Genomic DNA, 12256 nt, shown 5'->3' with positions numbered 1-12256 from the left:
GCAGGATGATCGAGATCCGCAAGCAGAACCCCGCCTTCGGCCTGGGCACCTACACCGAACTCCCCTCCTCCAACCCCGCCGTCCTCGCCTTCCTCAGGGAGGCGCCCGCGACGGAGGAGGAGGGCGACGACCTCGTGCTGTGCGTCCACAACTTCTCGCGGTTCGCGCAGCCCACCGAACTGGATCTCCAAGCCTTCAACGGACGCCACCCCGTCGAGCTGATCGGCGGGGTGCGCTTCCCGGCCATCGGCGAACTGCCGTACCTCCTCACCCTCGCGGGGCACGGCTTCTACTGGTTCCGGCTGCGCCAGGAACCGGCGTAGGCTCCGGCAGCGCCAAGCCCGCGCGGGGCGGTTTCCCCCGCCCCGCCCTGGGCACCCAACGCAGACCGGCACCCCCGCACACTGACCTGTCCGCCACGCGGAAGGACCGCGACGTCATGTCGGAAGCCGCCACCCGCCCCAACGCCCACGCCACCGCGCTGCTCGCCTCGCTCGACCCGCTCCTGCGCGAGTGGCTGCCGCGGCAGCGTTGGTTCGCCGGGAAGGGCCGCCCCATCAGCGGCTTCGAGCCGGTGGCGGTGACGGAACTCCTCCCGCGCAGCTCCCCCGCGGGCCTGCTGCACCTGCTCCTGCGGGTCCACCAGCCGCTCGGCCCCGCCCAGGACCCGGGCCCGCAGGGCGCGTCGGCCGAGGGCCCCGGCGACTGCTACCAGTTGCTCATCGGCGTACGCCGCCCCCTGCCGCCACAGCTGGCCGGCGCCTTCATCGGCCACGTCACCGAGGGCCCGCTCGCCGGGCACACGGTGTACGAGGCGCTGCACGACCCCCGGCTCGCCGCGCTGCTCCTCGAACGGCTGCGGATGCCGGGGCGGCACGGACCGCTCCGCTTCGAGCGCGACATGGGCGTGGAGATACCGAGCGGCCTCGCGCCGCGCCCGCTCAGGGCCGAGCAGTCCAACTCCTCGGTGACATACGGAGACACGTTCATCCTGAAGCTGTACCGCCGGGTCGTGCCCGGCACCAACCCCGACCTGGAGCTACCGCTCCACCTGGCCCGGCAGGGCTGCGCACGGGTGCCCGCGCCCGCCGCCTGGTTCTTCGCGGACCTCGGCACCGGCCACGGCCCGGCGGACGAGGAGTGCGGGCTCGGTGTGCTCCAGCCCTACCTCGCCGCCGCCGAGGACGGCTGGGAGCTCGCTCTGCGCATGCTCGCCAAGGGCGAGTCCTTCACCGGCGAGGCCCGGGCGCTCGGCCGCGCCACCGCCGAGGTGCACGCGGCGCTCGCCGCCGCCCTGCCCACCGTCACGCTGGGCCGGGCGCAGGTGGAGCAGCTGGCCGACGCCATGGCGGAGCGCCTCCACGCCACCGCCCAGGCGGTCCCCGCGCTGCGGCCGTACGCCCCGGGGCTGCTCACCGCCTTCGAGGCGCTGGCCGACCTGGGCGGCGAGGGCCAGTCCTGGACCGCCCAGCGCGTCCACGGCGACCTGCACCTGGGGCAGTGCCTGCGCTCCCCCGAAGGGGGCTGGTCGCTCATAGACTTCGAGGGCGAGCCCGCGCGTCCGCTCGCCGAGCGCAGGCTCCCGCAGCCCGCGATCCGTGACGTGGCGGGCATGCTGCGCTCCTTCGACTACGCGGCGTGCTCCACCGAACCCTGGGCCCTCGCGTGGGCCACCGAGTGCCGGGCCGCGTTCTGCGTGGGCTACGCCGACGTATCGGGCCGCGACCCGCGCACCGACCCCGTACTCCTGCGGGCCCACGAGACCGACAAGGCGGTCTACGAAGTCCTCTACGAGGCCCGCCACCGCCCCGGCTGGCTCCGGGTCCCGCTGGCCGCTGCCCGCCGCCTCGCCGGGACCGGCTCCGCCGACGACGCCCTCTGACCACTCCTTCCCAGGAGGCTCCTCCAGTGACCCGCCGCCCCCGCAAACCGTCCGACGAACCCGCCGCGCGGCCTCCGGACCCCCAGCCCACCGAAGAACCGCAGGCCCCCGAGGGCGCACCGGCGCCGGGCGGGGCGAGCCCCGAGGCGGCCGCGAGCGGGAAGGCCGCCGAGCCCGCGAAGGCCGCCGACGGCTCCCCGGCCGCCAGGACCGCCAAGGCCGTCAGGGCCGCCGCCAAGAAGGCCGTGCCCGCCAAGGCCGTGCGGAGCGCCAAACCGCCGAAGCCGCCGAAGGCCGCCGAGCCCGTGCCGAAGGCCGCCGAGCCCGTGCGGAAGGCCGCCGCCGGGCGGCCCGCGAAGCCGGTGCCCGCCGCCCGCACGGAGGGCGTGCCCGCGGCCCGGACGCGTTCCGTGCCCGCAGCCAGGGCCGAGTCCGTTCCCCCCGCCGGGCCCGCGCCCGTCGCCGCGTCGCCCGTCCCGCACGAGGACCGCGTACGCCTGCTCGACGGCACCCACCACGATCCGCACGGCGTGCTCGGCGCGCACCCCGTGGCCGGCGGCATCGCCTTCCGTGCCCTGCGGCCCTACGCCAAGGCCGTCTCCGTGGTCGCCGACGACCTCCGTGCCGAGCTGCGCGACGACGGCGAGGGGTTCTTCTCCGCGGTGCTCCCGCTGCCCGCCGCCCCCGACGACTACCGGCTCCACATCACCTACGAGGACGCCGAGCACGTCACGCACGACGCGTACCGCTTCCTGCCCTCGCTCGGCGAGTTCGACCTGCATCTGATCGGCGAGGGGCGGCACGAGCGGCTGTGGGAGGCGCTCGGGGCGCGGCCGATGGCGCACCAGGGCGTGATCGGCACCCGCTTCACCGTGTGGGCGCCGAACGCCCGCGGGGTGCGCGTCGTCGGCGGCTTCAACTTCTGGGACGGCACCGGCTTCCCGATGCGGTCGCTCGGCGGCAGCGGGGTCTGGGAGCTGTTCGCGCCGTCCGTCGGCGAGGGCGAGCTGTACAAGTTCGAGATCACCCGTCCCGACGGCTCCAGGACGCTGCGCGCCGACCCGCTGGCCCGCCGCACGGAGACGCCGCCCGCGAACTCGTCGGTGGTGCACGAGTCGCACCACGAGTGGCACGACCAGGGCTGGCTGGCGCGCCGCACCGAACGCCCGGCCCACGAGGCGCCGTTCTCCGTCTACGAGGTGCACCTCGGCTCCTGGCGGCCCGGCCTCACCTACCGGCAGCTCGCCGAGCAGCTCCCCGCCTACGTCTCCGACCTGGGCTTCACGCACGTGGAGCTGATGCCCGTCGCCGAGCACCCCTTCGGCGGCTCCTGGGGCTACCAGGTCACCGGGTTCTACGCGCCCACCTCCCGCCTCGGCACCCCCGACGACTTCAAGCACCTCGTCGACTCGCTGCACCGCGCGGGGATCGGCGTCCTGATGGACTGGGTGCCCGCGCACTTCCCGCGCGACGACTGGGCGCTCGCCGAGTTCGACGGGCGGCCCCTGTACGAGCACGAGGACCCGGCGCGGGCCGCGCACCCGGACTGGGGCACCCTGGAGTTCGACTACGGCCGCAACGAGGTGCGCAACTTCCTGGTGGCGAACGCGAGTTACTGGTGCGAGGAGTTCCACATCGACGGCCTGCGCGTCGACGCGGTCGCCTCGATGCTCTACCTCGACTACTCCCGCGAGCACGGCGAGTGGACGCCGAACGAGCACGGCGGCAGGGAGAACCTCGACGCCGTCGCCTTCCTCCAGGAGATGAACGCGACCGTCTACCGCCGCTGCCCCGGCGTCGTCACGATCGCCGAGGAGTCCACCGCCTGGGACGGCGTGACCCGGGCCACCCACCACCAGGGCCCCGGCGGCTTCGGGGGCCTCGGCTTCGGCCTGAAGTGGAACATGGGGTGGATGCACGACTCCCTCGGCTACATGGCGAAGGAGCCGGTGCACCGCAAGTACCACCACAACGAGATGACGTTCTCGATGGTGTACGCCTACAGCGAGAACTACGTCCTGCCGATCTCGCACGACGAGGTCGTGCACGGCAAGCGGTCGCTGGTCTCCAAGATGCCGGGCGACTGGTGGCAGCAGCGCGCCGGCCACCGCGCCTACCTCGGCTACATGTGGGCCCACCCCGGCAAGCAGCTCCTGTTCATGGGCCAGGAGTTCGCCCAGGGCGCCGAGTGGTCGGAGGGACACGGCCCGGACTGGTGGCTGCTCGACCCGGCGTACGGCGCCGAGCCCGACCACCGGGGCGTACGGGATCTCGTACGCGACCTGAACACGGTCTACCGGCGCGAGGGCGCCCTGTGGCAGCGCGACACGGACCCCGGCGGCTTCGCCTGGGTGGAGGGCGACGCCGCCGAGGACAACGTCTTCGCCTTCCTCCGCTACGACAGGGCGGGCGATCCGCTGCTCGCCGTCTCCCACTTCTCCCCGGTGGTGCGGCACGCCTACCGCCTCGGGGTGCCGGACGGGTCCGGGGCCTGGCAGGAGATCCTGAACACCGACGAGGCCCGCTACGGCGGCGGCGACGTCACCAACCCCGACCCGCTGAAGCCGGAGCCGGTGGCGTCGCACGGCCGTCCCGCGTCCCTGCGCCTGACGCTGCCGCCGCTGGCCACGGTGTGGCTCAGGCCGGTGTGAGCTGCTTCAGCGCGACCGGCAGTTCCCCGGCGTACAGCACGCCGAGGCGCTGCGTGGCCCGGGTCAGGGCCACGTAGAGGTCGCTGGTGCCGTAGCGCGCGGGCTCGACGACCAGGACCGTGTCGAACTCCAGGCCCTTCGCCTGACGCGGGTCGATCAGGACGACCGGCCGCGTCAGGTCCGGGGCCTCCCCGGCCGTCACTCCGGGGAGCTGTGCGGCGAGCTCCGGGTGGAACTCGCGGGGGGCGATCACCGCGAGGCGGCCCTCGTCCCGCGTCTCGGCGGCCACCGCTTCGGCCACGGCGGCGGCGAGGTCGTCCGCGCGGCGTGCCCAGGGGTGCGTCCCCGTGGACCGGACCGAGCTCGGCGGCCGGAAGTCCGGCCGCTCCGCGCGCGGCACCTCCGCCGCCACGTCCATGATCTCCACGGGCGTGCGGTAGTTCACGCCGAGCCGGTTGTACTCCCAGCGGTCCTCGACGTACGGCGCGAGGATCTTCTCCCAGGAGCCGCAGCCGCCCGCCTCCGCGGTCTGCGCCGGGTCGCCGACCAGCGTCATCGAACGGGTCGGGCATCGCCGCATGAGCAGCCGCCACGCCATGGCGGAGAGCTCCTGCGCCTCGTCGACGATGATGTGGCCGAACGCCCAGGTGCGGTCGGCCGCCGCGCGCTCGGCGGCGCTGCGGTGGTCGGTCTCCTCCTGCCGCTCGGCCATCCGCTCGGCGTCGATGATGTTGTGCGCGAGCAGGACCTCGGCGTCGTCCTCGTCCTTGTCCTCGAACTCGTACGTCCGCGAGGCGCGGGAGACGTCGAGGACGCCCTGCGCGTACGCGATCTGCTCCGCCCTGTGGGCCTCGGCGAGCGCCCGCTCGGCGCTGTCGTCGTGCCCGAGCAGCTCGGCGGCCTCGTCGAGCAGGGGGACGTCCGCGGGGGTCCAGGGCGCGCCGCGCGGGCGCCGGACCGCCGCCGCGTCCGCCTCGTCGAGGCCCGTCGGCTCCTCCAGGTAGTCGGTGACGAAGCCCTGCGGGGTCAGCGTCGGCCACAGCTCCTCGATCGCCGCGCGGACCTCCGCGCTCGCCGCGACGCCCTTGCCGAGCTGGGCGATGTCGTCGGGGCCGAGGAAGTTGGGGCCGCCGTAGGGGTCGGCGCCGATGCGGTCGGCGAGCTGCGCGGTCAGCGCGTCGATGACGTGGAAGGCGAAGTAGGGGCGGCCGAGGTTGTGCGGGACGTCGGCCGCGCGGGCCGCCTCGCGCGCCGCGTCGGCGATCGTCCAGTCCAGGATCAGATCGCCGTCGTCGTGCTCGATGACCATCGGTTCGCCCGGTTCGGGGGTCCGCTGCCGGTCGCGGACCGCCGCGGCGAGGACGTCCGCCATGGCCGCGCGGCCCTTCACCTCGGCCGCCGCCGCGCTGTCGGTGCCGGTCGCCGTGACGCCGGGGAACAGCTCGCCGACCGTGGAGAGGAGCACCCCGGTCTCGCCGAGCGCGGGCAGCACCTCGCCGATGTAGCCGAGGAAGGCGGGGTTCGGGCCGACGATCAGGACCGCGCGCTTGGCGAGCAGCTCGCGGTGCGCGTAGAGCAGGTAGGCGGCGCGGTGCAGCGCCACGACGGTCTTGCCGGTGCCGGGGCCGCCCTCGACGACCATGACGCCGCGGTGCGGGGCGCGGATGATGCGGTCCTGCTCGGCCTGGATGGTCTGCACGATGTCGTGCATGCGGCCGGTGCGCGCCGAGTCCAGCGCGGCGAGCAGCACCTCGTCGGCGTCGGCGCCCTCGTGGCCGGTCCGCCGGGTGTCGCCGAGATCGAGGATCTCGTCGTGCAGGGCGGTGACCTCACGGCCCCGGGTGGTGATGTGCCTGCGTCTGCGCAGGCCCATCGGCGTATGACCCGTGGCGAGATAGAAGGGGCGCGCGACATCGGCGCGCCAGTCGATCACCAGGGGGGTGCGCTCGGCGTCCGACGCGCGGATTCCGATGCGCCCGATGTGGTGGTCGCGGCCGTCGCGGAATTCGAGCCTGCCGAAGCAGAGCCCGTTCTCCCCGGCGTCGAGGGCGGCGAGCAGCCCGGACTGCTCCGCGACCGAGACATCACGCTCAAGGCGCGCCTGGAAACCCGTCCCGACCTGCGCCAACGACGTCCGCACCGCGTCCTCCGCCTCCTCGCGCAGCGCGTCGAGGCGCGCGTAGAGACCGGAGACGAATTGCTGCTCTTCCCGCAATTCCTCGCTTGACAATTCAGCCCCTCGCCAGTTACAGTGCTCTTATTGAACTTCTTCGCGAAACCGGCGCACTTGCATCAAAGCAAACGGGCAGATGATTCGCGAAAGAATCCACTATACGCAGAGAAATACCCCGGACGTCAATTCGTCCGGGGTATTTCTCTTGGCGCATGACCCGACGGCGGTCCCTCACGTCGGCGTCGAGGCCGGGCCCGTCCGGGAAGGACCTCGCTGCACCGCGGTCGCGAGGGCCGCCCGCAGCCAGTCGTCGGCCGCGCCCGGCGTCGGCTCGGGCGGCCCGGACCGCGGGCGGGTGACCTCGGCGGTGAGCCGCCAGTAGCGGTCGAGGCGCGGTTCGGCGGCGAGCATCCGGTGCAGGCCGCGGCGGAAGGCCGCGCCGTCGCGGGCGTTGAGCGCGGCGGCGTGGGCGGCGACGAAGCAGTCGAGCGCCTCGCCGCCGTGCGGCGCCCGCCCCGCCCCGAGCTGCGCCGCCGCGAGGCCGAACGCCTCGGGCAGGGCCTCGTAGAGCACGCCCGGCCGGTACCCCTTGCCCGGCAGGTGCACCTCTGGCTGGTCGCGACCGTGCTCCGGGTGCCCGGGGGCGGGGCAGGGCCCCGAGACGAACGCGTGCAGCCGGGCGAAGGCGAGCACCTGGGCCGGGCTCGGGTCGTCCGGCGGCTGCGGGACCGCCCGCTCGACGACGGCGGCGACCACGCGGGCCGGCATCCGCGCGGGCAGCCAGCGCCGCCAGAACCGGGCGAGCGCGGCCGTACTGGGCGGCGTCCCGAGGGCTCCGACCAGGCACAGCCGTTCGGCGCGCTCCTCGGGGGCGCAGTCGTGCAGCAGCCGGAGCGCGGCCTCGCGCCAGCGCAGCGCGGTCAGCCGGGAGCCGACGTCGCGCAACTGCCCCTCGACGATGTCCTCCAGCGCGTCCTGCCCGTCGATGACCCGCCCCACGTCCGGCACCGGCAGGTCGAGGGCGCGCAGGGACCTGATGAGGCGGAGCCGGTCGAGCGCGTCGGGCCCGTAGCGGCGGTGGCCACCGCCGCTGCGTGCGGCCTCGGGCAGCAGGCCGCGGTCGGAGTAGAAGCGGACGGTCTTCACGGTGACGCCCGCCTTCTCGGCGAGCCGCCCGATGCTCCACAGGCCGTCGGGGCCGAGGCCCGCGTCTCTCTCCGCCGTCATGCCTTGAACCTCCCTCAGGGGGAGTTCCTAGCGTACGGGCGAACGCGGCGGGCCGGACGGCCGGGCCGCGCGGACGGACGCGGCTCGCGGGCTCGCGTACGAGCCTGCGCGGGAGCCCGCGTACGAGGAGGAATCATGACGGTGTTCGTGCTGGTGTCGGGCGGCTACACGGGGGGCTGGCTCTGGCGTGACGTGGCCGCGCGGCTGCGCGGGGCGGGGGCGGAGGTGCACGCGGTGACGCTGACGGGCCTAGGGGACCGGCGCCATCTGGCGGGGCCCGGGGTCGACCTGGAGACGCACATCGAGGACGTCGTCCAGACGATCGACCACATCGAGGCGGACGAGGTCGTCCTCGTCGGCTACTGCTACGGCATCTACCCGTCCGCGGGCGCCGCCGACCGGCGGCCCGACCGTGTCGCCCGGCTCGTCCACCTGGACTCGCCGCTGCCGCGGGACGGTTGCTCCATGCTCGACCAGATACGTGAGCTGATGCCGCCCTCCCCGGCCCGCGAGAGGTCGCTCGCGATGCCGGAGCGGGCCGAGGACGGCTGGCGCGTGCCCGCGCCGACCCGCGCGGAGTGGCGGGAGCACGGGAACCTCGCGGGAGTCTCCCCCGAGGCCCTCGACCGGCTGGTGCGCCTGGCGTCGCCGATGCCGCTCGGCCCGGCCACGCGGAAGCTGCGGATCTCGGAGAAGGTCGCCGCGCTGCCGACGACCGGGGTCTTCTGCACCACCGGCGGTACGGCGGACATCGCCTCGCTCGAAGCGCTGGTGGCGTCGGGCCTGCCGATGGTCCAGCACCTCACGGACCCGCGGGCGACCTTCTTCGAACTGGCCACGGGGCACTGGCCGATGCTGTCCGTGCCCGACGAATTGTCGGACGTCCTGCTGGGCGCGGCGGCGGGCGAGGGCCGGCGGCTCAGCACCGTGTGAGGTGCCGAGCCGGTGTGCCGAGGGCCCGGCGTGCGTCAGCTCTGCTTGTCGTAGGTGAGGAAGACCGTGCCGCTGTCGAGGAGCACGGCGTCCGTGCGCTCGTAGTGCACCGGCTCGAAGGGGGTCTCCCGCGAGAACAGGGGCGTGCCCGAACCCAGCGTCAGGGGCCCGACCTTGACGACGAGGCGGTCGATCTCGTCCCGCAGCACGCCGGCCAGCTCGCCGCCGCCGCAGAGCCAGATGTCCTTGCCGTTCTCGCCGTCCTCGCGCTTGAGCTCACGCACCTTCTCGACCGGGTCGGAGGCGACGAGTTCGACGCCGGGGTCGGGGCTCTCGGTGAGGGTGCGGCTGAAGACGAGGTGCCGCAGGTGCGGGTAGGCGTTGGGCAGCCCGGCGGTCACGCCGATCATGTACGTCCTGCGCCCCTCCAGGACGGTGTCGAAGTGCGTCCCCTCCGCGGTGATGCCCAGAGCCTCCCTGGCCGGGGCCGGCAGGGTCTCGGGGTACGTCTCCGCGAGGTGCTCGACGTAGTCCTGGCCCACCGGCCAGAAGCCGTCGGGGCCGGTCGGGTCGGAACCGTCGGGCCCGGCGATGAACCCGTCGAGACTGACGGCGATGAAATAGACGAGCTTTCGCATGGGGCTCCCTCGTAACACTCCGCTTGAAGTGGTCAGACCGTAGTACTTCAGTTGCAGTGGTGTCAACGGTTTACGGGGAGCCTCGCGGGCCGGGCGGCATACGCCGACGCCCCGGGGCGGCCCGGGGCGTCGGCGGTGTCCTGCGGCTCTGTCAGCGCTGCGGCTGCGGCTCGGCCGCCTCGCGGGGCGCGGGCTCCTCCGAGGTCCGCGGAGCCGTCTCGTCCCGTCCCTTGCGGGGCAGCAGCACCGCGACGAGCACCGTCCCGACGCCGAGGATCGCGGCGCCGATCAGGCTGGTGTGGGAGACCGCGTCGGAGAACGCGGAGCCGACCGCGTCGGCCATCCTGTGCGCGCCCTGGGCCAGCTGCTCGGCCTGGCCCTTCAGCTGGGCGGCCTGCTGCTGCGAGCCGGCGTGGGCGGCCTTCTCCGCCGTCGCGCGGGCCTGGTCGCCGATGCCCTGGGCGACCGCGTAGCCGGCGCCCACCGAGTCCTGCGCCGTGTCGAGCGTGCCGTCGGGCAGCTTGGCGCCGGAGGCCCTCGCCGCGTCCGCGAGGTTGGAGGAGTACGAACTGGCGAGCACCGAGCCGAGGATGGCGATGCCGAGCGAGCCGCCGAGTTCGAGGGAGGTGTCGTTGACCGCGCCGCCCACGCCGAGTTCCGACTCGGGGAAGGCGCCCATGATGGCGTCGGTGCAGGGCGACAGGGCGAGGCCGATGGCCAGGCCGAGGACGATCAGCGGGGCCACGAAGTCCCCGTACGAGGAACCGGCGTCCACCCGCGTCAGCAGCGCGAGCGCCACCGTGCCCGCGACCATGCCCGCCGACACGGTGATCTTCATGCCGATGCGCGGGGTCAGGAAGCCGGTCAGCGCCGAGCCGACGAAGACCGCGCCCGCGAGCGGCAGCATGCGCACGCCGGTCTCCAGCGGGTTGTAGCCGAGCACGAACTGCAGGTGCTGCGTGAGGTAGTAGAAGGCGCCGAAGACCGCGAGGAAGAACAGCGCCACCGCCAGGTTCGAGCCCGCGAAGCGGCGGTCGAGGAAGCGGCGGACGTTCAGGATCGGGTGCGGGTGGCGCAGCTCCCAGCCGACGAAGGCCAGCAGGCCGACGCCCGCGACGACCGCCGCCGAGATCGCCTTGGCGTCCCAGCCGAAGTGCGGACCCTGGATGATCATGTAGATCAGCGCGCCGGTCCAGACGACGGAGAGCAGGCCGCCGACGTAGTCGATCCGGTCGTGGTGCCCGGCCTTGGACGGCGGGATGAGCACGAAGGCGCCGAGGACGGCGAGGACGGCCACCGGCACGTTGATCAGGAAGGTCGACGCCCAGCCGTGGTCCTCCAGGAGCGCGCCCGCGACCAGCGGTCCCGCCGCGATCGCGAGGCCGGCCGTGGCGGTCCACAGCACGATCGCCTTGGCCCGCTCCGCGCGCGGGAACGTCGCCGCGAGCAGGGAGAGCGTGGCGGGCATGATCATCGCCGCGCCGAAGCCCATCACCGCGCGGGCCGCGATGACCCCCGTGGAGCTGTCGACCAGGGAGCCCGCGACCGATCCCGCGCCGAAGACGACGAGGCCGAGGACGAGCGCGCCGCGACGGCTGTACTTGTCGCCGATGGCGCCGAGGAGCAGCATCAGCGCGGCGTACGGGACGGTGTAGCCGTCGATGACCCACTGGAGGTCGGAGCTGGAGAGGCCGAGGTCCTTGGTCATGTCGGGCGCGGCGACGGTCAGTGCCGTGTTCGCCATGACGATGATCAGCAGACTCAGGCAGAGCACCCCCAGCGCCCACCAGCGGCGCCCGTACGGCTGCTCCATCTCCTCGACCGGTTGCCTCATGACGAGCGCCACCGAAGCCTCACCCTTTCGACCCTGTTCCCTGCGGATGTTCCGTCCGTCGTGCGCTCGCACGGCGGGTGTGCGCTCCGGCGCGGCCGGTACACGTCCGCGCACCGCCTGCACATCGCCTGCACACCGCTGTGCAAATACACAACACTGTGCAAGTTACGCCATTGCACAAGGCTGTGCAAAACCGGTGCGGGACGGGCCGCTCCGCGCCGCGTGCAGAATGGAGGCCATGAGCCGAGCCGACGCCAACCGCCGCCGCATCCTGGAGGTCGCCCTCGCCGAACTCCTCCGCGATCCCGAGGCGTCGATGGACCAGATCGCGCGGGCCGCGGGCGTCGTGCGCAGGACCGTCTACGGCCACTTCCCCAGCAGGGAGGCGCTGATCGGCGCGCTCATCGACGGCGCCGTGGAGGACGTCGCCGCGGCCCACGCCTCGGGGCGGTCGCGGTCGGACGACCCCGCCGAGTCGATCGCGCACTCCATGGTCGCCGTCTGGGAGATCGCCGACGGCTACCGCCTCCTGGTCGCCCTCGCGCAGCGCAGCGTCGCGATGGAGGGCATCAGGCAGCGCCTCGCCCCGGTGCGCGAGCAGTGCGTGAACGTGCTGCGGCGGGGCCTCGACGACGGGTCCTTCACCTCGTCCCTGCCGCCCGCCGCCCTCGCGTACGTCCATGAACAGCAGCTCTTCGGCCTGATGGAGGCCGTCAACGACGGGCTCCTGCCCCCTGAGGACGCGGGCAGGGCCGCCGCCTCGACGGCCCTGTTCTCTGCGGGCGTCCCCGCCGAGCGGGTACGGGAGATCATCGCGGGGCTGCCCTAGGTGTATTGATCACGAGCGTTGTTGACACGGGGGTCTTGATCAAAGGCGAAGACCTCCGGTGTGGTGGAGCTGTCTAGGACTGCACCACA

General features: G+C 73.7%; 9 protein-coding genes. 5 read left to right on the top strand and 4 right to left on the bottom strand.

Going from position 1 to position 12256, the window contains the following annotated elements:
* The 3 genes from AB0I16_RS35320 to glgB form a co-directional block, all read left to right on the top strand.
* Positions 1 to 323 (top strand): alpha-glucosidase C-terminal domain-containing protein (locus tag AB0I16_RS35320; RefSeq protein WP_363253779.1); only part of this gene is annotated, 323 nt, incomplete at its 5' end.
* Positions 324 to 439: 116 nt separating this feature from the next.
* Entirely contained in the window at positions 440 to 1882 is a 1443-nt protein-coding gene (locus AB0I16_RS35315) for a maltokinase (RefSeq protein ID WP_363253778.1), read from the top strand.
* Positions 1883 to 1908: 26 nt separating this feature from the next.
* Positions 1909 to 4533, top strand: coding sequence for a 1,4-alpha-glucan branching enzyme (glgB, locus tag AB0I16_RS35310; protein WP_363253777.1), 2625 nt, complete (start codon positions 1909 to 1911; stop codon positions 4531 to 4533).
* Here the strand turns inward: glgB and AB0I16_RS35305 are convergent.
* Together AB0I16_RS35305 and AB0I16_RS35300 are read right to left on the bottom strand one after the other, a co-directional pair.
* Positions 4520 to 6763 (bottom strand): helicase, encoded by a 2244-nt coding sequence (locus AB0I16_RS35305; RefSeq protein WP_363253776.1) that lies wholly within the window; start codon positions 6761 to 6763, stop codon positions 4520 to 4522. The genes glgB and AB0I16_RS35305 overlap by 14 nt on opposite strands.
* A 174-nt stretch (positions 6764 to 6937) precedes the next feature.
* Complete coding sequence (locus tag AB0I16_RS35300; protein WP_363253775.1) at positions 6938 to 7933, bottom strand: MerR family transcriptional regulator; 996 nt, start codon at positions 7931 to 7933, stop codon at positions 6938 to 6940.
* A 135-nt stretch (positions 7934 to 8068) separates the two neighbouring features.
* On the opposite strand from AB0I16_RS35300, the gene AB0I16_RS35295 reads away from it, so the two are divergent.
* The gene (locus tag AB0I16_RS35295; RefSeq protein ID WP_363253774.1) at positions 8069 to 8866 is read left to right on the top strand and encodes an alpha/beta hydrolase; all 798 of its coding nucleotides are present in this window, start codon (positions 8069 to 8071) and stop codon (positions 8864 to 8866) included.
* A gap of 35 nt (positions 8867 to 8901) precedes the next feature.
* On the opposite strand, the gene AB0I16_RS35290 is transcribed toward AB0I16_RS35295, so the two are convergent.
* Both AB0I16_RS35290 and AB0I16_RS35285 read right to left on the bottom strand, forming a co-directional pair.
* Positions 8902 to 9504 (bottom strand): dihydrofolate reductase family protein, encoded by a 603-nt coding sequence (locus AB0I16_RS35290; protein WP_363253773.1) that lies wholly within the window; start codon positions 9502 to 9504, stop codon positions 8902 to 8904.
* Positions 9505 to 9655: 151 nt separating this feature from the next.
* Entirely contained in the window at positions 9656 to 11350 is a 1695-nt protein-coding gene (locus tag AB0I16_RS35285) for an MFS transporter (protein ID WP_363253772.1), read from the bottom strand.
* A gap of 226 nt (positions 11351 to 11576) precedes the next feature.
* Between AB0I16_RS35285 and AB0I16_RS35280 the strand changes: the two genes are divergently transcribed.
* Positions 11577 to 12167, top strand: a complete 591-nt coding sequence (locus AB0I16_RS35280; protein ID WP_363253771.1) for a TetR/AcrR family transcriptional regulator — start codon at positions 11577 to 11579, stop codon at positions 12165 to 12167.
* The last annotated feature ends 89 nt before the right edge of the window (positions 12168 to 12256 follow it).

Source organism: Streptomyces sp. NPDC050703, assembly GCF_040654435.1.
GTDB lineage: Bacteria > Actinomycetota > Actinomycetes > Streptomycetales > Streptomycetaceae > Streptomyces.
The sequence above is the reverse complement of the archived record's forward strand: the minus strand, read 5'-3'. Positions and strand labels throughout refer to the sequence as shown.